Consider the following 23,796-nt stretch of genomic DNA (forward strand, 5'->3'; position numbering starts at 1 on the left):
TACGAAGCAGTTGAGAGCTGGGCCGGGCTACCCCTTTCTGCCACCCGAGCCGCCGTTCTGCCCTGTACTCAGCGGCAGCCCAGCGGCTCGGCAACGTGGCTGTTATCAGCTGGTTAGAACTGGTAACCTAGGCCTGCCAGTATGTTTACGCCCTTGGATGGGTAATTCAAGAAACGCTCGTACTTGCGGCCCAGTAGGTTGTTGCCCAAAACAAAGAAAGACAGATTTTCTGAAAAGCGGTAATCGGCGCGCAGGTTCAGGTCGATTACCGCGTCGGTGGGCCGCACCACGTTGTTGAACTCTGCGGGGATTGTGGCTCGGCGGCGCAGCACCGAGCCGTAGCTCGAGCTCAGCACGTACAGCTCGCCCCCCAGCATCAGCTTGTCGCCGGTGTTGTACGAACCAAAGAACACGCCTTGGAACGCGGGCCGGTGAAACGGCTTATCCAGCGTTTTCACTTTGTAGCCGTTGTAATCGAGCTTGGTGCCTACCCGCACGCGCTCGGCGGCGTTGTAAATCAGCTCGCCGTGGATGTTCAGCAGCTGGGTAGCCTTGGGGTCGTACACCAGGTCGAACTTGGTAGAGTCGCGGCGCGAGTTGTTGTAGAAGTACAGGTTGCGGTCGTTGGCCAGCGTTACCTTCACTGAGGTTTGCAGCGAACGAGCCGGCGAGGCATTAAACCCGAAGAACAGCGTAGGTCCGCGGCGGGTATCGGCCACGCGCTGGTTGGGGCCGAGCCACGCGTTTTCCTGCGTGAGGTCGTAGAGCGTTACGCGCTGCAAACCGCCGCCCAGGCCACCGAACAGCACAAACTTGTCCTCAACTACGGCGTAGCCCAGGCGCACGGCGGGCATCACCGAAACCTGGCTGGCATCGTTGATGGTGTCGCCGGTGTAGCCCAACGTAGCCCCCACCGATACATCCAGGCGGCCGGCAATGTTCTGCTCAAACGCCGGCGTTACCTGCACAAACGGGCGACTAACCGTGAGCGAGTCCTTCTGCGAGATAAACGACAGGTCGCCGTCGATGCGCACGCGGCCTTTCTCCGTTACGTAGTACGCCGTGCGCAACTGGGCGTACAAGTCCGATTCCTTGGCCTTGAAGTTGTCTTTCCAGTAGCGGAGGCCGCCGGCCAGGTCGTACTGAAACTTGGCATCCCGGTCGCGGTTGCGCAGAAACAGCTGCGCATCGGCGCGGTAAAACACCTGCTTGATGCTGTCCTTTTCAGGCTTGCGCTCAATGTTCGGGTTGTAGCCGTAGAAGTTGGCCCGGTCGCGCCCTAGGTTCAGCTTGGCACCTAGGGTTGTGGCACCCCGGTACATCTCGCCGTTCAGGTTCAGGCGGCTTTGGCTGGTGGCTGAGTTCTTGCCATCAACCGGCCCGCGGGCCGACGACAAGTGGCGCAAATCGAGCCCGAAGGCGTGGTCCTGGCTGCGGGTGGTATGAAAGTGCGCCTGCCCCAGCAGCGAAGCGTAGTTGCCCACGCCCACGCGGGCGTAGTTGCCCTGCAGCGGTTCCAGCTCCTCCTGCTTGATGGTGAGCACCCGCACCGAGGGGTTCAGGTTTTGGCTGGGCAGCCGGAAATCGGGGAACGTGTAACGCACGGTGCGGTCGGGCGTGGCGGCCGGAGGCAGCACCACCTTATCGTAGTTGCGGGCCGCTTCGGGCAGCTGGTTTTCCCGCTCCTTCACGATTTCGATTTCCGCATCCTCGATTTTACCCCCGCTGCGGGGCTTGCCCGTTTGGGCCGTAGCGGGCACGGCTGCGGCGGCTAACAGGGCCGCTAAGGTTAGGCGTTGGGAAGAACTAACGCTCATGTATGGCTTGGGCTTGGCGCCTACCCAGGCTTCGTGCGATGCTTCACACCAGCCTAGGCAGGCCATTCAAGTACAATTACTTATTCATTTAAACCGACTGCACGCCTCGCCTACTCATCTGAACCGTTGGCATCCTGCTCGGGTGCGGCCGTATCGGTGTTGGTGATATCGGTGGGCTGCGTTAGCGACTGGCGCAGGTTGCCGAGCTTACCGGCCGGCTTGGCCGGGGCTTTGGTGCCGCTGGTGCCGGGTTTGGTAGTAGCCGGCTTGGGGCTGCCCTTGGTGTTGGTAGGGTTGCTGGCCTCCAGGGCGGCGAGGCGCTGCTTGGCCCCTTCAATCACCTCGGCTACCGGGAATTTGTTTTCGATAAGCGAGTTGAGCGTGGTGCGCGCCTGGAAGATTTCGCCCTGGTCTTTGTAGATGTCGGCAATCAGCAAAAAGGCCCGGCCCACCCATAAATCGAATTGGCTGAAGCTGGTGTTCAGCTTGAAGGCAGCATCCAAGGCGGGCTCGTATTTCTTCTGCTGATACAGCACCTCAGCCAGCAGGTACTGGGCCTCGGCGCCGCTCACGTCGGTAGCTTTGGCCGCGTTCGTGAGGCTGGTTACGGCTTGGTCGAGGTTGCCGGCTTTGTAGTCGGCCTTGCCGATGTACAGCGTGGCGGTGTTGGCTACCGTTGGCGTAGCGTTGCCCTCGGCAATTACTTCGTTGGCTACGCGGCTGGCCCCGGCAAAGTCGCCGGCCTCGTAGTAGCTGCGCACCACGCCCAGGCCAGCGGTGGCCCGCTCGCGGCGGTTTTGGGTAGTCTGGCGCAGGCGCTCGTAGTACTTGGCGGCCTCGGCGTAGTTCTTGTTTTCGAACTCCAGGTCGGCCACGCGGCTTACGGCCCGGTTCAGGTACTCGCTCTTGCCTTCCTCCACCACGGCGCGCAGGCGCGGCAGGGCATCCTGCTTGTTGCCGGTTTTCAGGTACGAGTCGGCCAGGAAGAAACGGGCATCGGCAGCCAGCGAGGTGTTGCTGTGCTGCTTTAGGTAGGTTTCGAGGCGCGGAATGGCTTGCTGGTACTTCTCGGCGAGGTACAACGACTTGGCGGCTTCAAACTCCACACTTTCCACCGCTTTGTCGTCGGGGTTGGTGGCTTTGAACTGCGCCAGGTACTGGTCGAACTCCTCCGTTTTGCCCAACGACGACAAGCTCTCCTGCAAACCATAAATGGCGTTGGAAGCTGCTTTGCTGCGTGGGTGCTGCTGCAGCACTTGCTTAAAATCGGCCGCGGCCTTTTCGTGCTGCTGCAGGTTTTGGTAGGCAATGCCCCGGCGCAACAGCGCCTGCGGCACCAGCGGCGAGTTGGGGCGGTTGCTTACCAATCGGCTGAAGCCCTCCACAGCCGGCTGGAAGTTGCCGTTCTCGAAATCGAGCTGCGCCTGCTGATACACGGCGTCGTCGGCGTAGCGCGAGTTGGGCGAAGTGCGCAGCAGCGTTTGCAGCGTTTTGGCGGCATCGTCGCGGCGGCCCATCAGCCCCAGGGTCACGCTTTTCTGGTAGTAGGCAAAGTCCTTTTCGGCGGCGTTGGCCTGAATGACTTTGTCGTAGAGCTCCAGCGCCTGCGCGTAGTTCTTGGCTACGTAGTAGGTATCGGCGAGGCGCAGCGTGGCGTCGTAATAGTTTGGGTCGGTGCCCGGCTTGGCGTCTTTGTCCGACACGTACTGCTGAAAGTACGGGCGGGCCTGGTCGTACTTCTTGGTGTTGTAGTACGCGTAGCCGAGGCCGTAACGGGCTTTCTGGTCGTAGTCGGTTTGGGCAGCGGCGCCGTCGCGGGTGGTGCGCAAGGCCGCGGTATAGCTCTGGATGGCTTGCGGGTACTCTTGGTTGAGGCTGTACACCTCGCCGCGCAATACCTCGGCGGCGGCGCGCAGGGCGTCGTCTTGCGGGTACCGGAGGCTTTTCTCGAGCAAGGGCAGCACCTGCTGGTACTGGCCGTTGTTGTAAAGCGTGGCGGCCTGGTAGTAGGCCACGCGCTGGTACGTGGCGTTGAGCTTGCTGGTGCGCTCGTCGAGGCCTTCGAGGTAGCGCAGGGCTCTGGCGTAGTCGGTGCTGCTCAGGTAGGCGTCGCTCAGCAGGTCGTCGGCGGTGGCGCGGTTTTTTGAGCGCGGGTACTTCTTGCCGAAGTCTTCCAGCGCCGATACCGCCTCGGCCGTATTGCCCAGCTCGTAGCTTACCTGCGCGTACTTCAGGGCGGCGTTTTCGGCTACTTGCTTATCGAAGTTGGCTTTGCGGGCCGCATCAAACGAGTTCAGGGCCTGCTGCTTGGCATTGGTTTGCAGGTAGCTCAGGCCTAGGTGGTAAGCGGCATTTTGGCCTAAGGAGTCGCGGCCGGCGGCTACGTTCTTCAGCGAGCCAATGGCCCCTTTGAAGTCGCCTTGCTTGAAGTTGGCGTAGCCGATTTTGTACTGCACCATCGGCTCGATTTTCTTCCGGCCGGCGGCGTACTTATCAAAGTACTCGGCCGCACGGGCCCAGTCTTGCTTCTGGTAAAACGCATCGCCCACGAGCAGCTGAATCTCGTCGGCCGACTGCGGCGGGGGCGTTTGGGCCAGCGCCTTGGTGCCGTACTCGATCAGCCCGTTCAGGTTGCCTTCTTTGTAGTAAATCTGGCTCATGATGGCCGGCACTACGGGGCGGTAGGCGTCGTTCTGCTCGGCCACGCCTAGGTCTTGGCGGGCACCGGCGTAGTCGCCAGCGCGGTAGGCCAAGTAGCCGGCGTAGTAGCTGCTGGCATAGCGAAACTCGTGGTTGCCTTGCTTATTGCGGTCGAAGATGAGCTTGGCCTTGTCGAACTCCTTCAGGGCAAAGTGGCTATAAGCCTGCTTGAATTCGGCCTCGGCGCGCTGCTCGCCCGTGAGGTTGTCGGCTGCCACGCGGGCGAAGTAGTCCACCGCGCGCTTGTGGTCCTTCTTGTCGAAGTAAAACTTACCGAGCTCGTAGTAGGCCGAAGCCGCTTTCGGGTGCGCCCGGTTGTTTTCGGCGAAGGCCAGAATGCGGCCTTCCGAGTCGGGGTGCAGCAGGTACAGGCCGCTTACGGCAAAGTAGTACTCGGCATCGGCAGTACGGTCGCGCACGTCGCCGGTGCGGCGCGGTACGGTTTCGAGGTACTGCTGAAAAGAGGTTTGGGCCGCACCGTACTGACCACGGTCGAACAGCTCAAGGCCCTCGAAATAGTAGCGTTCGTCGTTGGTGAACTTTTGGGTATGCTGGGCTTGCAAGGCCAGCGGCGTCGTGGCGCTGAGCGAGGCCGCCAGCGCCAGGCGAGGAAGTAACTTCATTGGCAGAGCGTAGCGAAGGCGGGCCGCGCTGGCCCGGTTAAGCCAAAAGTAGGGAAAAATGCCCGCGGGTTGCGGCTATTCGGCTTCTTTCAACGCTTATACGCCTGTATCTGGTATTTGTAACCATTTACCTAGGTGCAGAAAGCCAAACACCCGCCCGGCACCTAGGCGCCGGGCAGGTGTTTTCAGCAGGTGCAGTTTGGGCTACGGCTCGGTTGCCTTGATGCGGCTATCGAAAGCAAACTCCTCGCGAGCCACGATGCGAATGCGCGGAAAATCGGGGTGGCGGCTGTGCAGCAGGTAGTTGCTCTCCTGCGGCACAATCGACGAGGGTACGCGCAACACGGCCGAGCGGCGGGCCTCGTACCAAGCGCTACCTAAGGGCTGGCACACAGCATAGCGACTGGCTTTTTCCCAGCCGACGGGCAACTGCTCCAGCTTGATTTCCTCGATCAGCAAATCGTCGGGCACGTCAATCACCAGCACCCGAAACTGGTCGTTGAGGCCTTCGCCGCTGCGGTGCACCACGTTTTCGAGGCAAGCCAAGGCGCGGCTGCTGGCGGCGTAAATAACAAACTGGTCTTTGTAGTTCCAGCGGGCACGGTAGCCCGAGGCAAATAAGCCATCGGCGTACTTGGCCAGGCAAATGCGGTAGAGCAGCACAGCTTGGGCGTGTGGGGTTACGATAAGTCGCCGTGGGCGATGCGCTGCAGCTCCTCGGTTACCAGGTCGATGCCGCCGGTGGTTTCGAGCAGTTTCAGGGGCACTTCGCCGTCGAGGCCGTGGGCGGGTTTGTCGAGCCAGCGCAGAAAAGCCGCGGCTTCGCCGAACACCTCCACGCCTAGGTTGTAGAGGGCAATGATCTTGAGGGTTTTTTCGCTGCTGGCGGGGCTAAGCGGCTTTTTCTCCTGCGAGTAGTTGCGCAGGGTTTTCGTCGACAGCTCGTAAATGGCTTCCAGCTCGTTGGCTTGCAGCTGAAAGGCCTCGGCTACTTCGAACGCGGTGGTGGCCGGCACGCCCTTGCGCGCCTCCAGTACGAGGGCAAAGGCATCTTGCCCGGTACGGCCCCAAGCCGCCCATTTCTTGCGGAGCGCTACGGGTAGCGCCGCCAGGTCTTTGTGTTTGGTGCTTGCCGCTGTCATAGGTGTGGTTGTAATTGCGTCGAAACTTATGGAAATTTTTCCTTCTAACGCGGAAAAATTTCTTTTGGGTTCCGAAACACCTAACCCTTGCTCCTACTTGGCCCTGCCGCTAGCGCTTTTAGCCGCGTGGCAACGTGTTTTGCAAGAACGCCAGTACCTGCGCATTTAGCTCTTCGTGGAAGCTGGCCCTGTTGAAGCCGGGCGGATCTTGCGAGGGCGGGAAAGCCGGGCTAACCCGCTCCGCCGGAAAAGGGCTAAGGAACGAGTAATGCCCGGCGTTGGGCACCACGCGGTGCTCAACGCGGCCGGGGTCGGGTACGCCGCGCAACACGATATAGGCATGCCCGATGGGCGTGTGCTCGTCCTGCTCAGCCGAATACATGAGTATGGGCACGTGCACGTTGCGCAAAGCCTCCTCGCCCATGAGCCACGGCGTAGCGGGCGCCAGCAGCACAAGGGCCTTCACGCGCTCATCGGTAACGGTCATCAAGGGCTGAGCTTGCCCGCCGGGCGTATCGAGCGGCAAGCTTGCGGGTGTGCCTCCGGCCAGTGTCAGCGCCGTGTAGCCACCTAGGGAATGGCCAATAATGCCAACGCCATCTGCCTGCAGCGAGGCAGTAAAGACCGGATGGGCAAACAACGCATCAATAGCCAGCTGCAGGTGCCGCGGCCGGGCCACTAGGTTCTGCGGCGTGTTGGCCCAGCTGTTATTGTCGCGGTTGTTGAAGGGGTGCTCGGGCAGACCCACCACAAAGCCGTGCTGCGCCAGGTAGTAAGCCAACGTGCGGTACACCCACGGCGAGCTGCCCGTGCCGTGCGAAATAAGGACCAGCGGAAAAGTGCCAGCGGCTACCGGTGCCTCCCGAGCTACCTCGAGCGTGTAGAAGCCAAAGGTTTCGGTAGTGGCCGGAGTGGTGGTTGGGTACAGGACGAACACCGGAAACCCTAGGTCAAGTTCGGGGTCGGCTACCTCAAGAGCGCGGTAGCCTACGGAGTAACTCATCGGGTTATTGCTTCAACATCGGCCTACCCCAGCACCGCCGCAACGGGCACCTGCGGGTGCAGTATCATAAACACCAACTCCTGCAGAATATCCGCCTCCGACATCGAGCCCGACTCCACGCCTTTGCTCTGCAAATCGGCGCGGCGAATCAGGCGAATAATGTCGCGGGTGCGTTGGTACGGAAACACCTTCAGGGCCTGCTGGTACTCTTTCTGGGCGTAGCTGTTGGCCACGCCAATCTTCTTCCAATCGGCTGGCGAGGGGTTGGGCAGAGTGTGCAGCTGCAACAGGCGCAGGAAGAAGTTGAACAGCAGCGTGAGGTTGGGAATAAGCGGATTATCCTTGGGGTTGAGGGCAAAGTGCTGCACAATGCGGTTGGCTTTCAGCACATCGCGCATGATGAGGGCCTTCTGCAGCTCGAAGATGTTGTAGTCCTTGCTGATGCCTACCATGCGCTGCACGGTAGCCGCGTCGATGGGCTGGCCGGGCTGCAGGTTCAGCTCCATCTTCTGGATTTCGCCCAGCAAGCGCCCTAAGTCGGCACCGATGTACTCGCTCAGCAGCTGCACGGCCTCGTCGTGGATGGGCCGTTGGCGCTGCTTCATGGTAGCCTGCAGCCACTGCGGCACCTGGTAGTCGCGCAGCTTATCGGAGGTGAGCAGCACGGCGTGCTCGGCCATGATTTTGCCGAGTTTCTTGCGGCCGTCGAGGCACTTGTGCTTGTGGGCCAGCACCAGCACGGTGCTGGGCAGCGGGTTTTTCAGGTACGCCTCCAGCATGGTTTGGCCCGCGTCGGCTTCGAGACCGGGCAGGTTCTGGGCTTCCTTCACAATTACCACCGTGCGCTCGGCCATCATCGGAAAGCGGCGCGCCTGCCCCAGCACGGTGGGTATGTCGGTGTCCTTGCCGTAGAGCACCACCTGGTTGAAACCCTTGTCGGCCTCGCTCAGCACGTTCTTCTCGATGAAGTCGGATACCAGATCGATGTAATACGGCTCTTCGCCTTGCAGAAAGTACACCGGCGCAAACTGCCGCTTCTGCAGCTGCTGCATGATTTGGTCGGCGGAGAGCTGAGGCATAAGCTGGGGATGAGTGGATGGAAAGATGAGAGGATGGTTGGATGAGTAGATGAGCGAACAACGTGAGACGAGGGAAACCCAACTCTTTCATTCACCCAACTACTCATCCAATCATCCTCTCTTCGTAATCACTTGCAAAGGTAACCCAGGCGCGTACCTTTCGCAGCATATTCGCTTTGGCCTATGTCGGTTGTTCTGCCCCCCATTGCGCGCCGGCGGGTGCGCGTCGATGCGCTGCTGCTCGGGCTGGCGCTGGGCAAGTTTTTGCTGCAGTTCCTGCATTCGGGCCGCTACGGCCTGCACCGCGACGAGTACCTGTACCTCGACATGGCCCACCACCTGGCTTGGGGCTACAAGGAGATTCCGCCGCTGCTGGCGCCGTTCTCGTGGCTGGCGCAGGCGGTACTGGGGCACACCATTTGGGCGGCTAAGTTCTTCCCGGCGCTGTTCGGCAGCCTTACGGTGCTGCTTACCGGCCTGATAGTGCGCGAAGCCGGCGGCGGACGTTGGGCCCAGGTAGCCGCGGCCGTTGCGGTGGCCGTGTCGCCGGTATACCTGGCTATGCACGGGCTGTTTCAGCCCAACTTCCTGGATGTGTTCTTCTGGACGCTCTATGGCTTTTTGGTGGTGCGCTTCGTGCACACGCACGAGCCCCGGCTGCTGCTTGCCCTAGGTGTATGCATTGGACTGGGCATGCTGGCCAAGTATACCACGGCGTTTTACGTGGCCTCGCTCCTGCTGGCACTGCTGCTCACGCCCACCGAGCGGCCGTGGCTGGCTACGCGGTGGTTTTGGTTGGCAGTGGGCGCGGCGGCGCTCATCTTTCTGCCCAACCTCGTTTGGCAGGCCACGCACAACTGGCCCGTGCTCGGCCACATGAACAAGCTGCAGGAAACGCAGCTCACCCACGTGTCGCCCCTCAACTTCCTGGTCGAGCAATTGCCCATGACGCTAACCGGCGCCGGGTTGTGGCTGGCCGGGCTGTGGTGTTGCTTTACCCGCGCCGGTAAGCCCTACCGCCCCCTGGCGCTGGCTTACTTTTTTGTAATAGCCTTGCTGCTGCTCAGCCGGGGCAAAAACTACTACGCTGCCGCCGTATACCCGCCTCTAATGGCCCTGGGTGCCGTGTACCTCGAGCGCAAAAGCCGGGCAGCGCTGGCCGGAACCCTAGGTGCTGGTTTGCTGCTGAGCTTGCCCATTATACCCGCCATTTTGCCGGTGCTTTCCATCGAAGGCCTGAGCCGCTACGTGCAGCGCGTATCGGTGCTCGATGCCCTTATGCGGTGGGAAGACGGCAAGCAGCATCACCTGCCGCAGGACGTAGCCGATATGTACGGCTGGGATGAGTACGCCCCGCTGGTGCAGCAGGCCTTGGCCCGCCTGACGCCGGCCGAGCGTGCCCACGTAATTGTGTACGGCGACAACTACGGCCAGGCCGGGGCCCTTAACTGGTACGGGCCGGCCCTAGGTCTGCCGCGCTGCTACACGCTCAACGGCTCCAACTCCTACTGGATGCCCGCGCCCGATACCGTCAGCGCATTCATTTACGCCAACGAAGGCGACGGGCCCGAAGACCTGAAGCAGGCGTTTGGCAGCATGGCGGTGGTGGGCCGGGTGCAAAGCCCCTACGCCCGCATCCGCGGCAGCGAGGTGCTGCTGTTCCGGCACCCCAAAACCTACCTAGGCCCGTTCGTGCAGAAGCGTATCGCCGAAGCCCAGCAAGGCTTTGAGTAAATGCTTTTGCGCAAACCCGAGGTGCGCGGCTCTGCCTTGCGCGCTTACCTTTGCGCGTAATAGCAGTTGGCAGTTGTCGGTTGCGAGTTGTCAGCTTGTGCTGGCGCTCCTGCCTTGGCAACTGACAACCGACAACTGACAACTACATGAATCTGATCGACGAACTGCGCTGGCGCGGCATGTTTCACGACATGATGCCCGGCACCGACGAGCACCTGCTCAACAACGGTCCCGTAACCGGCTACATTGGCTTCGACCCTACCGCTCCTTCGCTGCACATCGGCAACCTGGCTACCATTATGCTGCTGGTACACCTGCAGCGCGCCGGCCACCGCCCCGTGGCCTTGGTGGGCGGCGCCACCGGTATGATCGGCGACCCATCGGGCAAATCCGCGGAGCGCAACCTGCTCGATGAAGAAGCCTTGCGCCGCAACCAGGCCGGCATCCGGGCGCAGTTGGAGAAGTTCATCGCCTTCAACGATTCGCCCACGGGCGCCGTGGTGGTCAACAACTACGACTGGTTTAAGGAGTTCGGCTTTCTGCAGTTCCTGCGCGAGGTAGGCAAGCACCTTACCGTGAACTACATGATGGCCAAGGACTCGGTAAAGCGCCGCATCGGCGGCAACGAAGACACCGGCGCCGAGGGCATCAGCTACACCGAGTTCAGCTACCAGCTGCTGCAGGGCTACGACTTCTTCCACCTCTACAAAACCCTAGGTACTACGCTACAGATGGGTGCTTCGGACCAGTGGGGCAACATTACCACCGGCACCGAGCTTATCCGCCGCATGACGGGCGGCGAGGGCAAAGCCTATGCCCTCACCGGCCAGCTCATCACCAAAGCCGACGGTACCAAATACGGCAAGAGCGAAACCGGCACCGTGTGGCTCGATGGCTCCATGACCTCGCCGTACCAGTTCTACCAGTTTTTCCTCAACGCTGCCGATGCCGACGTGCCGCGCCTGATTCGCGTGTTCACGCTGCTGAGCAAGGAAGAAATTGAAGCCCTCGAAGCCGAGCACGCCCAGGCCCCGCACCTACGCACTCTGCAAAAAACCCTGGCCAAAGACGTAACCATCCGGGTACACGGCGAAGCAGCCTACGAGGCCGCTCTTTCGGCCTCGCAAGTGCTGTTCGGCGGCGGCGAGCTGACAAGCCTCGACGAAGCCACCCTGCTCGACGTGTTTGCCGGCGTGCCCCACGTGGAGGTTCCGCGCACCACGCTGTCGGAACAGGGCGTTATCGGCCTGCTCAGCGAAGCTACTGGTGGCACCATTTTCCCCTCCAAGGGCGAAGCGCGCAAAATGATCCAAGGCGGTGGTGTGAGCCTCAACCGCGAAAAGGCTACCATCGAACAGCAAGCTTCTGAAGTGACCCTACTGCTCAACAAGTACATCGTAGCGCAGAAAGGCAAGAAGAACTACTACCTGCTGAAGGTTACCGGCTAACCCATCTGTCATCCTGACGAAGGAAGGACCTCATCAAGTCATAAACGGCTTTCACTAGGTCGCGCTGGCGTGAGCAGGTCCTACGGCTCGCGCCTCTGGATGACAAACGAGAACCAAAAACAAAAAGGCCCCGCCGAACGGCGGGGCCTTTTTGTTTGACCTAGGGCCGGTAAAGCGAACCTTACCTTCCTATGTCAGAAATAATCCGTGATTACTTCTTCTTGGCAGGAGCAGCCTTCTTGGCAGCACCACCGGCAGCAGCGCCGGTAGCTTTCTTAGCTGCACCGCCGGCGTTGGAAGCGCCTTCGGCACCGCCCGAGTTCTTCATGTTCTGAACTTCCGAACGGATTTCCTGAGCCATGTTCTTCAGCTCCTGCATGCCTTTGCGCACACGCGTGCCAGCAGCAGAGTTGTTCTTGTCGTAGAACTTCTCGAAGTCAGCTTCCAGCGACATAACGAGGTCACGCAGTTTGCCAAAATTATTAGCCATGGGAAAAAGAGGGGTTAGTGGTGTGAAACAAGAGTTTGACCGGGCCTAATATACGGGCATTTCAAATCAAAGCTAATTTTCGAAAAAATTTTTCAAAGCCGATTGCAGCGCGTAGGCCTACATTTCGCTACCCAAAATCTGCATTTCAGGTTTTACCCTAACCCCCGAACCTCTCTAATAAGTACAAAAAACAAAGCCGCCCGCTGCGTTAGCAACGGGCGGCTGAGCGTTTGGGCCAAAACGGCGATTAGGCCGTTGCAGGCTGTTTCGAGTACAGGCCTTTGTCGAGTTTAGCAGCAATGGCTTCAAACGCGGCAATGGTCTGGTTTACGTCGTCGAGCGTGTGCACGGCCGTCGGGATGAGGCGCAGCATAATCACGCCTTTCGGCACTACCGGGTACACCACGATTGAGCAGAAAATGCCGTAATTCTCTCGCAGATCGAAGGTTAGCTGCGTTGCATCGGGGATTTCACCGTTCAGCAGCACCGGCGTAACCGGCGTGGTGGTGGTACCGATGTTGAAGCCCTTTTCGCGCAAGCCGCTTTGCAGCGCCCGCACAATCGTCCAAAGGTTTTCCTTCAGCTCGGGCTTGGTGCGCAGCAGCTCCAAACGCTTCAGGGCGCCTACTACAAGCGGCATGGGCAGCGATTTGGCGAAGATTTGGCTACGCATGTTGTAGCGCAAATATTCAATTACCGGCTCGGGGCCGCCTACGAAGGCGCCGATGCTGGCCATGGACTTCGCGAACGTCGAAAAATATAGGTCGATGCCGTCCTGCACGCCTTGTTCTTCGCCCGTACCGGCGCCCGTAGCGCCCATTGTGCCGAAGCCGTGGGCGTCATCAACGAACAAGCGGAAGTTGAATTTCTCCTTCAGCGCCACCACGCCGCGCAGGTTGCCCTGGTTACCCGACATGCCAAACGCACCTTCGGTAATTACCAGAATGCCGCCGCCGGTTTCCTGCACCAGCTTGGTAGCACGCTCCAGCTGCTTCTCGAGGCCGGCCATGTCGTTGTGCGGAAACACGAAGCGCTTGCCTTGGTGCAGGCGCACACCGTCGATGATGCAAGCGTGCGACTCGGCGTCGTACACAATCACATCGTGGCGCGATACCAGCGCGTCGATGATCGACACCACGCCCTGGTAGCCGAAGTTCAGCAGCAGCACGTCTTCCTTCTTGATGAAGTCGGCCAGCTCCGATTCCAGCTGCTCGTGGTAGTTGGAGTTGCCGCTCATAATGCGGGCACCCATGGGCAGCGCCATGCCAAATTCGGCAGCAGCGTCGGCATCGGCCTTACGCACCTCGGGGTGGTTGGCCAGGCCTAGGTAGTTATTCAGGCTCCAGGTCAGAACCTCTTTGCCTCGGAAAATCATGCGCGGCTTGATTTCGCCCTCCAGCTTCGGGAAGGTGAAATAACCGTGCGCGTAGTGTGAGTGGCTGCCGAGCGGGCCGCGGTTGGCGGCAATTCTCTCAAAAATGTCCACGCGGGGATGCTTTGGGGTGAGGGTACCGAAAAAAGACTGGTCCATTCCAAGTAGGAATACGGCCAATGCGGCGCAAGTTACGAAACCGCGTTCAGCCAACGCTAGTTAGCTTAGCTGATATTCGGCATAGCGAATAGAAGTAATAGGCAACGCAGGCCGTCATGTCGAGCTTGTCGAGACATCTCGCATGCTGACGCCGGATAGTAAATATCTAGCCATTCCAGGTAAGCGGATCGATAGGCGCCCAACTAGGATTGAGGGTATTGATTAACCAATCCTTTTTTGACCGGCTCCATTTTTTCAACTGCTTTTCTCGCATGATGGCCTGTGTGGCATCGGGCACGATTTCGAAGTATACTAACTGGTTACATTGATACCGACCAGTAAACTTTCCGGCGTCGCCTAACCCTTCACCGTGTTCGTAGAGCCGGCGTTCCAAGTTATTGGTTACGCCGATGTAGAGAACTGTGCGGGCAGGGTTCGTGAGAATGTATACACAGAAGCTCATGCGGTAGATATTTTTAAACGCAGCCAATTTGCCATCTAACGTCAGCACGCGAGATGTCTCGACAAGCTCGACATGACGGTCGGCACTACCTCATTACTGTATTACCTATTACTTTCGGCCTTCCAACCTTGCTCCCTCCCCTTGCCCCTTCTGGCATGAAGAAAATCACCAAGCTGCTTGTCGCCAACCGTGGCGAAATTGCCTTGCGCGTGCTGCGCTCGGCCCGCGAAATGGGCCTGAAAACCGTGGCCATCTACTCCGAAGCCGACCGCAACGCCCTGCACGTGCGCTACGCCGACGAGGCCGTGTGCGTAGGCCCCCCCGCTTCGAAAGACAGCTACCTGCGCGGCGATAAAATCATTGAAGTGTGCAAGGCCCTAGGTGTCGATGCCATTCACCCCGGCTACGGCTTCCTATCGGAGAATGCCGAGTTCGCGCAGATGGTGAAAGCGGCCGGCATTACGTTCGTGGGCCCTTCGCCCGAGGCCATGAACATCATGGGCGACAAGCTCTCGGCCAAGCAAGCCGTGAAGGCCTACAACATTCCGCTGGTACCCGGCACCGACGAGGCCATTTCCGACGTGGAAGAAGCCAAGCGCATTGCTACGAGCGTAGGCTTCCCCATCCTGATCAAGGCCTCGGCCGGCGGCGGCGGCAAAGGCATGCGCCTGGTACACGCCGAGGGCGAGTTTGAAGAGCAGATGAAGCTGGCCGTTTCGGAAGCCACTTCGGCCTTCGGCGACGGCTCGGTGTTTATCGAGAAGTTCGTAACGGGCCCGCGCCACATCGAAATTCAGGTGCTGGGCGACGAGCACGGCAACATCGTGCACCTGTTCGAGCGCGAATGCTCCATTCAGCGCCGCCACCAGAAGGTGATTGAGGAAGCGCCCTCGTCGGTGCTTACGCCCGAGCTGCGCGCCGAAATGGGCCGCTGTGCCGTGGATGTGGCCCGCGCCTGCAACTACACCGGCGCCGGCACCGTGGAATTCCTGCTCGACGACCAGCGCAACTTCTACTTCCTCGAGATGAACACCCGCCTGCAGGTGGAGCACCCCGTAACGGAGTGCATCACGGGGCTTGATCTGGTGAAAGAGCAAATCAAGGTGGCCCAGGGCCTGCCCCTCTCCTTCGGCCAGGATGACCTAGGGATTACCGGCCACGCCCTCGAGCTGCGCGTGTACGCCGAAGACCCCCAGAACAACTTCCTGCCCGACATAGGCAGCTTGCAAACCTACGTGCGCCCCCAAGGCCCCGGCGTGCGCGTGGATGATGGCTTCGAGCAGGGCATGGACATCCCGATTTACTACGACCCGATGATTGCCAAGCTCGTAACCTACGGCAAAGACCGCCAGGAGGCCATCGAGCGGATGCTGCGCGCCATCGAGGAGTACCAGATTACCGGCATCGAAACCACCCTAGGTTTTGGCAAGTACGTGCTCACCCACCCCGCCTTCGTTTCCGGCGACTTCGACACGAACTTCATCAAAGACCACTTCCAGCCAAGCGTACTGCAACAGCAGCCCACCGAGGAACTGGCCAAGCTAGCCGCCGTGCTGGCCGCCAAGCTGCTCATGGAGCAGAAAGGCGCTGCTGCGGCAAACAGCTCTGCAGTAACCACAGGCACAACGGTTCAGGTGTCGAACTGGAAGAAGAACCGGCTGGCTCGGTAGGCCTTGTAGAAAGGCCAAAACAGCAAACGCCCAGCTGCTTTCAGCTGGGCGTTTGCTGTTTTATTCCGAAGCCACTTGGTAACCTTCGTCAATAAGGCTTAACCTTATAAGAATTTCTGGACTGCACCATTCAGTCTATTTACCTGATAGATTTTAGTCTCTGCTCGGGGATACTAAGCACATCCAATACCACTCTACCCACACCCCTACAAATGAATCATTGTGCTGCGGCGTCCAAAGGCTTGTCATGGCTTCTCTTTATTATGCTTAGCAGCTTACCCTACGCCTCCCAGGGACAAAACAAGCCAACCGGGCCTAGTTATGGCAAGAAGCATAGATTTGCCTACACAGCTGTGGTGCCGATTGCTGGTACCAGCCAAGCAGAATTGGTTCTCCGCGCCCGCGCATGGGCTCAGCATGTAACGCCATCCGGCCAGCCGCCGGTAATTACCTCTGGGCTAGACAGTACGATAGTGCAAACGACGGGATTTTGCACTTTTGCCTACGAGCGGGAGGATATGCCCGGGGAAACCAACCTCAGCACACTACGCTACACGGCCACCATTTCATTGCGCGAGGGCCGTTATAGGTACAAAGTGACGGATTTCGTCCTCCTGTTTCCGAGCACGGGGAAGATTCCAATCCATGAAATTCCGGCCGAGAGCTACTTCAACGGTAATGTCAAGCCACTCCATGCAAGTGCGGTGCGCGGTATCAACACCATTCGCACATGCGTCCAAGAAGTTTCCAGCGAGGTTTTAGCCCACTTAGAAGCGGACATGGGAAAGCAAACCAGCCCAAACGGTAGCAAGTAAGTGGTGAGAGTAGCCGAGCAACAAGGCACAAGCAGCTCGCTCTTTCTACTGTTTAACTCACCTGATAAGCACAGGATGCAGCCTCACGACAGATTACCTAAATCCCGCACACCTAGGGCGCGCTCGGCGGTAAATCCTTCCCCAAACTCTACCCCGATGATGTGCCCCATTTCGCGGGCGCGGGCTTCGAGGAAGTGCCAGAACTCGGGTGAGGAAATATAGGTGTGCGGCTGGCCGTCGTTGCCTACGTTGAACTGCGAGGCGAAGGCGGCAATTGCTTCGCGTTTCTGATCCCAGTGCGGCGTGATGTCGACCACGAAATCGGGCTTGATGTAACGGTCCTGGATGTAGTGGTACACCTGCTTGGGCCGCCATGCCTGCTGCGGCTGGCCATCTTCACCTAGGGTTTCGATCATCTTCAGGCCAGCCAGGAAGCAAGCATCCGACTCGAGTTGCGAGCCGCGACCGTGGTCGGGGTGCCGGTCGTGCACGGCGTTGAGCAGCACGATATCGGGCTGGTAGCGGCGCACGGCCGCGATGATGGGCAGCTGGTGCTCCCGCTCGTTGCGGAAAAAGCCATCGGGCAGCCCTAGGTTTTCGCGGGCGTGCAGGCCCAGCACCCGGGCGGCAGCCGCGGCCTCCTGCGCCCGGATTGCGGGCGTACCACGCGAGCCCAGCTCGCCGCGCGTCAGATCAACAATGCCCACCTTTTTGCCCTGTGCAATGGCGGCCAGCAGCGTGCCCGAGCAGCCCAGCTCGGCGTCGTCGGGATGCGCCGAGAGTACCAGTATATCCAGTTTCATGTAGTTGTCAGTTACGAGTTGTCCGTTGCCGGAAGCAGACATCAGCACGAACTGACGACCTGCAACCAACAACGGACAACTATCTTACTTAATCCGCAGCGTACGGCCGGGGCGCAAGGTGGTTTTGCCGGTAATGCCGTTCAGCTTCCGGATCTGGGCCTGCGACACGCCGTATTTGTCGGCAATTTCGGAAAGCGTATCGCCGGAGCGGATGCGGTGCGACACGGTGCGGCGCGCGGCGGTGGGCTGGTGCTGGGCGGCCCGGGCACGGGCGGCGGCTTTCATGCGGGCCGCCTGGCCGGCGTAGTTGAACAGCGCCGCCGTAATACGCAAGTTGTCTTCGCGCAGCTGGTAATCCGGAAAGTCGTACACCTGCTCCGGGTCGATGGGGTTGCCCTCGTAGCGCACCTCGTAGTGCAGGTGCGAGCCGGTGCTACGGCCGGTGTTGCCGCCTTTGGCAATCAGCTGGCCGGCTTTTACGAAGGTGCCGGGCTTCACCAATTGCTTGCTCAGGTGGCCGTAGAGGGTTTCGAGGCCGTTGTAGTGGCGCACCACCAGGTAGTAGCCGTAGCCGCCGCCGTCGTAGTTGGCCACGCGCACTACGCCGTCGAAAGCCGCTTTCACCGAGTCGCCGGTGTCCAGGTCCAGGTCGACGCCGTAGTGCCAGCGGTAGCCGCGCCAGCCGAAATCCGACGTGAGCGGCGTGGTATTGAGCGGCATGCGGGCGTAGCGCTGGCGGGGCTCGTCGGTAAGGCGCAGGGTAAGCGTATCGCGCAGGCGGCTGGGGTCGCGGCGGTACGGGTTGATGGAGCGCGTATCCCAGATGGAATAATAGCCGGCCACCTTGATCCACGACGAATCAATCAGCACCTCCTCCGACACCTCCACGATGCTTTGCTGCCCTAGGTTCAGGGTGCTGGTATCTTCGCTAACGATGCTCAGCGGCTTGGCCGGCCGGAATATGGATTTGGCGGCCTCGGAGTTATCGTCGGGTAGCTCCTCTGTTTCGATCAGCACCGTGGTGTCGGGGCGTACATAGCGGATTTTAGGAGCCTTTACGCGGAAGAAATCCTTTGGCGTACCCGCTTTGGCTTTGGGCTTTGCGGAGCGACGGCGCTGGGCCATGCTCGTATCGGGTGCCAGGCACAGCAGCATGGCCAGCAGTGCAAGCAACCAGAGTTTGAACGTGTTTGACAAGTGTAAAGTGAACTGGGTGGAGCCCCAGGGGCCACGCCTGGCGGCGCAGCCCTAAGGGTTTGCAAAGGTACACAAGCCTCAACAAAAGGGCCGCCCTGCCGGCAGGCAAGGCGGCCCGAACAAACGGCCGAAATACAATTTTAGTGTACGCCCAAGGCAGCGAGGTACCGCTCGGCATCGAGGGCAGCCATGCAGCCGGTGCCGGCCGCCGTTACCGCCTGGCGATAAACAAAGTCCTGCACGTCGCCGCAGGCAAACACGCCGTCGACGTTGGTTTTGCTTGTGCCGGGGATGGTTTTCAGGTAGCCCTGCTCGTCGTGGTGCAGGTATTCGCGGAAAATGGAGGAGTTGGGCTCGTGGCCAATGGCCACGAAGAAGCCCTCAATTGGCAACTCGCGGGTTTCGTGAGTCAGCACGTTTTTTACACGTACGCCCTCAACGGCGTGCTGCCCCAAAATCTCGTCGGTGGCGGTATTGAAAAGCACCTCAATTTTGGGGTTCTCCAGCACGCGCTTCTGCATGATTTTCGAGGCGCGCATCTCCCCTTTCCGCACCAGCATGTACACCTTGTTGCACAGGTTGGCGAGGTAGGTGGCTTCTTCGGCAGCGGTGTCGCCGGCGCCTACAATGGCCACGTCCTTGCCGCGGTAGAAGAACCCGTCGCACACGGCGCAGGCCGATACGCCCGAGCCGTTCAGGCGCGCTTCCGACTCCAGCCCCAACCACTTAGCCGAAGCCCCCGTGGCAATAATGACAGCATCGGCCGTGAGGTTGTGCTTCTCGTCGATGGTAACGCGGTGTGGGTGGCCCGAAAAGTCAACGGCGGTGGCAATGCCGTAACGAATATCGGTGCCGAAACGCTCCGCCTGCTTCTTGAGGTCTTCCATCATCTGTGGGCCCATCACCCCATCGGGGTAGCCTGGGAAGTTCTCCACGTCGTTGGTAATCGTTAGCTGACCACCAGGCTGCAGCCCTTGGTACATCACGGGGCTCAGGTTGGCGCGGGCCGCGTAAATGGCCGCTGTGTAGCCAGCCGGGCCCGAGCCAATAATCAACAGCTTAACGTGCTCAATTTGGGTATTATCCTCGCTCATTTCGAGTGGTTCCAATTGTATCAGGAGGCAAAAGTAGTGTTATATGCCGACAGAAGCTCGTCGCACTCATCGGGAGCCCAGGTCGGGCGTGGTAGCGGGCAACCAAGGCAGGCCGGGCGTCCGCACCACAGTTCGGTCGTTGCCCGCATACCCAACAGTTTCGCGCCTCGCTTTGTGCCCGCTAAGTAGTGCCATTCGCTAAACCAAAGTGCCGGGGTGGCCGTGCTGCCGACCGCAGGGCACCTAGGGCTCGCAGGGTGCCTACGCGCCGTACGTGGCCTACGCAGCCATCCAACGGTTTGCCCTTGGCTCCACTGTGCCCCATCCGACCTAAGACCGCGCCCAAAACAAAAACCCCGACCGCAGGGCCGGGGTTTTCAAAAGGTTGCTGTGCACCTAAGGCTTAGCCCAGGTAAGGCTTCAGGGCTTTCGAACGCGAGGTGTGACGCAGGCGGCGAATAGCTTTTTCTTTGATCTGACGCACCCGCTCGCGGGTGAGGTTAAACTTCTCGCCGATTTCCTCGAGGGTTAGCGAGTGTTCACCGTTCAGGCCAAAATACAGCGTAATAACATCGGCTTCGCGCTTGGTGAGCGTGCTCAGGGCGCGCTGCACTTCCTTGCGCAGCGAGTCCGTCATCAGGCCGCTGTCGGGCGTTTCCTCGTCCTCGTTCTCCAGCACGTCGAGCAGGCGGTTTTCCTCGCCCTGCACGAACGGAGCATCTACCGACACGTGACGACCCGAAATCTTGAGCGTGTCGACCACCTCGGAGGTAGTCAGCTCCAGTACTTCGGCAATTTCTTCGGGCGAAGGCTCACGCTCGAACTTCTGCTCCAGTTCCGAGAACGACTTGCTGATTTTGTTTAGCGAGCCAACGCGGTTGAGGGGCAAACGCACGATACGCGACTGTTCGGCCAGTGCCTGCAGAATCGACTGGCGAATCCACCAAACAGCGTACGAAATGAATTTAAAACCGCGGGTTTCGTCGAAGCGCTTGGCAGCCTTAATCAGGCCGAGGTTGCCTTCGTTGATCAGGTCGCCCAGCGAGAGGCCCTGGTTCTGGTATTGCTTGGCCACCGATACCACGAAACGGAGGTTGGCCTTGGTGAGCTTTTCCAGCGCCTGCTGGTCGCCTTCCTTGATGCGCTGTGCCAGCGTAACCTCCTCGTCGGGAGTCAGCAGATCTACCTTACCAATCTCCTGGAGGTACTTGTCCAGCGACTGGCTTTCGCGGTTGGTAATCTGCTTGCTGATTTTTAACTGTCTCATTGGGGACGGGCGCGGAAGTGGGTAAAAAGGTGCAGGTTGGTTACTAAAGGGTTAACCGACGGAACTGCGGTCAGATGGGGCTAACGCGCCCATCCGACCGAAAGTTCGTCTGCGTAAGATACTGACGCAGTTTGTGGTATTAACGGTTGCCCTGAGGACGCTCCGACCGCTCACCACGCTCCGGACGCGGCCCCCGGTCGGGGCGCGGTCCACGATCGGGGCGCTCCGAGCGCTCCGGCCGTTCGCTGGGTTCTACGTAGCCTTCGGGCTTCGGTAGCAGGCTCTTCATCGACAAACGGAACTTGCCCGTCTTCTTGTCAACCTCCACCAGCTGCACTTTCACTTCCTGGCCCACCTGCAGCACGCCGTCGAGCGAGGGCAGGCGGTCGTAGCTTACTTCCGAAATGTGGAGCAAGCCGTCTTTCCCGGGCATGAATTCCACAAAGGCGCCGTAAGCCTGAATCGAGCGCACCGTGCCGTCGTACGTTTCGCCAACCTCGGGCGTAGCGGCAATGCCGCGGATGCGGCTTACCGCAGCGGCCATGTCGTTGGCATTCGAGGTGTAGATGTACACGTGGCCCTTCTCGTCCTTCTCCTCAATGGTGATGGTGGCGTTGGTATCCTTCTGGATCTGCTGCACCACTTTGCCACCCGGGCCGATGATGGCGCCGATGTACTCCTTGTCAACCAGAATTTTGGTCGAGCGGGGCGTATGCGGCTTCATGTCTTCGGCCGGAGCGCTGATGGTCTTAGCCATTTCGCCCAGGATGTGCAGGCGGCCTTCGCGGGCTTGGTGCAGCGCCTTGGTCAGGATTTCGTTCGACAAGCCCTGGATTTTGATGTCCATCTGGCAAGCCACGATGCCCTTCTCCGTGCCGGTCACTTTGAAGTCCATGTCGCCGAGGTGGTCTTCGTCGCCCAGGATGTCCGACAGTACAGCGTACTCGCCGGTTTCTTTGTCCTGTACGAGACCCATGGCAATACCCGATACGGCAGCCTTCAGCTTAATACCGGCGTCCATCAGGGCCATCGACGAAGCGCAAACCGTAGCCATCGATGAAGAGCCGTTCGACTCCAGGATGTCCGATACTACGCGGATCGTGTAGGGGTTCTCCTCCTCCGAAGGCAACACCTTCTTGATCGAGCGCATGGCCAGGTTGCCGTGGCCAACCTCGCGGCGGCCGGGGCCGCGGTTGGGCTTCACCTCGCCGGTCGAGAAGGCCGGGAAGTTGTAGTGCAGCATAAACTTGTTGTAGCCCGACACCATGGCCGAGTCCACAATCTGCTCGTCGAGCTTGGTACCTAGGGCCACCGAAGTGAGCGACTGGGTTTCGCCGCGCGTGAACAGGGCTGAGCCGTGCGCACCGGGCAGGTAATTTACCTCACTCCAGATCGGGCGAATCTCCGTCAGCTGACGACCATCGAGGCGCGTGCGCTCCTTGATCATCATGTCGCGGATGGCCTTCTTCTCGGCCGAGCCGTAGTAGCGGCCGAACATCTTCAGGTCCAGCTCGGGGTTTTCGGCCAGCAGCTGCTCCAGCAGCGGCTTCTTAATGGCTGAGAACGACTCCTTGCGGCCGGCCTTGCTGGTGTTGCCCGATTTGGCAACCTCGTAGGCCTGCTGGTACACCGCGTCGTACACGCGCTGCTTCAGCTCCTCGTTTTCGTCGTACTTGGGGTACTCGCGCTTCACGTGGGATTTCTCCACGGCGGCGCCCAGCTCCTGCTGCACCCGAATCTGTTCTTTGATGGCTTCGTGGGCGAAAGCAATGGCCTCAACCATTTCTTCCTCGCTCACTTCGTTCATCTCGCCTTCCACCATGGCCACCGAATCGATGGTAGCCCCCACAATGAGGTCGATGTCGGCACGCTCGATGTCCGAAGTCTTGGGGTTGATCTGCAGCTGGCCGTCGATGCGGGCTACGCGAACCTCCGAGATGGGGCCGGCAAAAGGAATGTCCGAAACCGACAGCGCAGCCGAGGCAGCCAGCGCGGCCAGCGCGTCAGGCTGAACGTCTTTGTCGGCCGAAATCAGCGAAATCATCACCTGCACCTCGTAGTGATAGTCCTTGGGGAACATCGGGCGCAGGATGCGGTCAACGAGGCGCGATACCAGCACTTCGTAATCCGACAGGCGGCCTTCGCGGCGCTGGAACGAACCGGGGATCTTGCCGGCACCGCCGAATTTCTCCTGGTAATCCACCGATAGCGGCAGGAAGTCGACGCCTTCGCGCTGCGAGGGCTGCGAAACCACCGTGGCCAGCAGCATGGCGTCGCCGAGGCGAACTACTACTGCACCGTCGGCAAACTTGGCCAGTTTACCTGTTTCGATGGAAATCTGCCGACCGTCCGGCAGGGTGATGTTTTTGGTAACCGCGTTGTAAGGAGACATTCCTTCAGGGTAGCTTTTGATGATGGACAGCTTGGGGCAGCGAAACCACACCTGCATTCAGGTATGGGAATTCCGGCTCTGTTGTAAAAGAACGCGCCCGGCCAACAAGGTGTGCCGGGCAGCGCAAAAAAAGTAGGGAACCCGGCCGGCGGGCTCCCTACTTTCCTGGAGTGGGTTACTTGCGGATGCCCAACTCCTTGATAATCGCACGGTAGCGGTTGATTTCGCGGTTCTGCAGGTAATTCAGCAGACGGCGACGCTTACCTACCAGCTTGAGCAGGCCCAGACGGGTCGAGAAGTCTTTTTTGTTGACTTTCAGGTGCTCCGTCAGGTGATTGATGCGAGTGGTGAACAGGGCAATTTGCGATTCGGCCGAACCAGTGTCGGTTTTGGTTTTGGCAACGCCGTGCTGTTCGAAGATAGCCTGCTTGGCTTCGGTAGTGAGTTTCATCTGCAGATAGGGAGAAAGCCCCGTCTTGGATTAAGATGTTGGGAAAAACAAAAACGCGGGCTACACAGCCTAGCGTG

At 59.8% G+C, this 23,796-nt stretch carries 18 protein-coding genes and 1 pseudogene; 4 read left to right on the forward strand and 15 right to left on the reverse strand.

Annotated features, from left to right (window positions below; genetic code table 11):
- Window positions 1–113: 113 nt before the first annotated feature.
- The 6 genes from OIS50_RS05495 to holA all read right to left on the reverse strand — a co-directional run bounded on the left by OIS50_RS05495 (window position 114) and on the right by holA (window position 8,364).
- Window positions 114–1,817: a TonB-dependent receptor gene (locus OIS50_RS05495; protein ID WP_264693325.1), complete on the reverse strand. Its 1,704-nt coding sequence runs from the start codon at window positions 1,815–1,817 to the stop codon at window positions 114–116.
- Window positions 1,818–1,927: 110 nt separating this feature from the next.
- Entirely contained in the window at window positions 1,928–5,140 is a 3,213-nt protein-coding gene (locus OIS50_RS05500; protein WP_264693326.1) for a tetratricopeptide repeat protein, read from the reverse strand.
- A 204-nt stretch (window positions 5,141–5,344) separates the two neighbouring features.
- On the reverse strand, window positions 5,345–5,803 hold the full coding sequence (locus OIS50_RS05505; RefSeq protein WP_264693327.1) for an RES family NAD+ phosphorylase: 459 nt from the start codon (window positions 5,801–5,803) through the stop codon (window positions 5,345–5,347).
- 17 nt (window positions 5,804–5,820) lie between these two features.
- Complete coding sequence (gene parS, locus OIS50_RS05510; protein WP_078063122.1) at window positions 5,821–6,282, reverse strand: type II RES/Xre toxin-antitoxin system antitoxin; 462 nt, start codon at window positions 6,280–6,282, stop codon at window positions 5,821–5,823.
- 118 nt (window positions 6,283–6,400) lie between these two features.
- Window positions 6,401–7,285, reverse strand: coding sequence for an alpha/beta hydrolase family protein (locus tag OIS50_RS05515; protein ID WP_264693328.1), 885 nt, complete (start codon window positions 7,283–7,285; stop codon window positions 6,401–6,403).
- Window positions 7,286–7,308: 23 nt separating this feature from the next.
- Window positions 7,309–8,364 (reverse strand): DNA polymerase III subunit delta, encoded by a 1,056-nt coding sequence (gene holA / locus OIS50_RS05520; protein ID WP_264693329.1) that lies wholly within the window; start codon window positions 8,362–8,364, stop codon window positions 7,309–7,311.
- Window positions 8,365–8,547: 183 nt separating this feature from the next.
- On the opposite strand from holA, the gene OIS50_RS05525 reads away from it, so the two are divergent.
- Window positions 8,548–10,098: a glycosyltransferase family 39 protein gene (locus tag OIS50_RS05525; protein ID WP_264693330.1), complete on the forward strand. Its 1,551-nt coding sequence runs from the start codon at window positions 8,548–8,550 to the stop codon at window positions 10,096–10,098.
- A 146-nt stretch (window positions 10,099–10,244) separates the two neighbouring features.
- Window positions 10,245–11,546 (forward strand): tyrosine--tRNA ligase, encoded by a 1,302-nt coding sequence (gene tyrS / locus OIS50_RS05530; RefSeq protein ID WP_264693331.1) that lies wholly within the window; start codon window positions 10,245–10,247, stop codon window positions 11,544–11,546.
- A gap of 316 nt (window positions 11,547–11,862) precedes the next feature.
- Here the strand turns inward: tyrS and OIS50_RS20510 are convergent.
- The 3 genes and pseudogenes from OIS50_RS20510 to OIS50_RS05545 all read right to left on the reverse strand — a co-directional run.
- Window positions 11,863–12,036: pseudogene (locus OIS50_RS20510) on the reverse strand (histone H1); the annotation flags it as partial.
- A gap of 247 nt (window positions 12,037–12,283) precedes the next feature.
- Window positions 12,284–13,522 carry an aminotransferase class I/II-fold pyridoxal phosphate-dependent enzyme gene (locus tag OIS50_RS05540; protein ID WP_119446320.1) on the reverse strand — a complete coding sequence of 413 codons (1,239 nt, stop codon included), beginning with the start codon at window positions 13,520–13,522 and terminating at the stop codon, window positions 12,284–12,286.
- Between the two features lie 211 nt (window positions 13,523–13,733).
- A complete protein-coding gene (locus tag OIS50_RS05545; protein WP_264693332.1) occupies window positions 13,734–14,078 on the reverse strand; it encodes a GIY-YIG nuclease family protein in 345 nt (114 codons plus the stop codon).
- Between the two features lie 107 nt (window positions 14,079–14,185).
- Here OIS50_RS05545 and accC point away from each other — a divergent pair, with 107 nt between their 5' ends.
- Together accC and OIS50_RS05555 are read left to right on the forward strand one after the other, a co-directional pair.
- The gene (gene accC / locus OIS50_RS05550; protein ID WP_264693333.1) at window positions 14,186–15,700 is read left to right on the forward strand and encodes an acetyl-CoA carboxylase biotin carboxylase subunit; all 1,515 of its coding nucleotides are present in this window, start codon (window positions 14,186–14,188) and stop codon (window positions 15,698–15,700) included.
- A gap of 212 nt (window positions 15,701–15,912) precedes the next feature.
- Window positions 15,913–16,515: a hypothetical protein gene (locus OIS50_RS05555; protein ID WP_264693334.1), complete on the forward strand. Its 603-nt coding sequence runs from the start codon at window positions 15,913–15,915 to the stop codon at window positions 16,513–16,515.
- Between the two features lie 83 nt (window positions 16,516–16,598).
- On the opposite strand, the gene bshB1 is transcribed toward OIS50_RS05555, so the two are convergent.
- From bshB1 to rpsO, 6 genes are all read right to left on the reverse strand, one after another.
- A complete protein-coding gene (gene bshB1 / locus OIS50_RS05560; RefSeq protein WP_264693335.1) occupies window positions 16,599–17,318 on the reverse strand; it encodes a bacillithiol biosynthesis deacetylase BshB1 in 720 nt (239 codons plus the stop codon).
- Between the two features lie 84 nt (window positions 17,319–17,402).
- The gene (locus OIS50_RS05565; protein ID WP_264693336.1) at window positions 17,403–18,515 is read right to left on the reverse strand and encodes a M23 family metallopeptidase; all 1,113 of its coding nucleotides are present in this window, start codon (window positions 18,513–18,515) and stop codon (window positions 17,403–17,405) included.
- A gap of 140 nt (window positions 18,516–18,655) precedes the next feature.
- A complete protein-coding gene (gene trxB, locus OIS50_RS05570; RefSeq protein ID WP_264694333.1) occupies window positions 18,656–19,609 on the reverse strand; it encodes a thioredoxin-disulfide reductase in 954 nt (317 codons plus the stop codon).
- Between the two features lie 403 nt (window positions 19,610–20,012).
- The gene (locus OIS50_RS05575) at window positions 20,013–20,876 is read right to left on the reverse strand and encodes a sigma-70 family RNA polymerase sigma factor (RefSeq protein WP_059071387.1); all 864 of its coding nucleotides are present in this window, start codon (window positions 20,874–20,876) and stop codon (window positions 20,013–20,015) included.
- A gap of 139 nt (window positions 20,877–21,015) precedes the next feature.
- Window positions 21,016–23,268 carry a polyribonucleotide nucleotidyltransferase gene (gene pnp, locus OIS50_RS05580; protein WP_264693337.1) on the reverse strand — a complete coding sequence of 751 codons (2,253 nt, stop codon included), beginning with the start codon at window positions 23,266–23,268 and terminating at the stop codon, window positions 21,016–21,018.
- 175 nt (window positions 23,269–23,443) lie between these two features.
- Window positions 23,444–23,719, reverse strand: coding sequence for a 30S ribosomal protein S15 (gene rpsO / locus OIS50_RS05585; protein ID WP_078013519.1), 276 nt, complete (start codon window positions 23,717–23,719; stop codon window positions 23,444–23,446).
- Window positions 23,720–23,796: the final 77 nt, after the last annotated feature.

Source organism: Hymenobacter sp. YIM 151858-1 (assembly GCF_025979705.1).
Classification (GTDB): domain Bacteria; phylum Bacteroidota; class Bacteroidia; order Cytophagales; family Hymenobacteraceae; genus Solirubrum.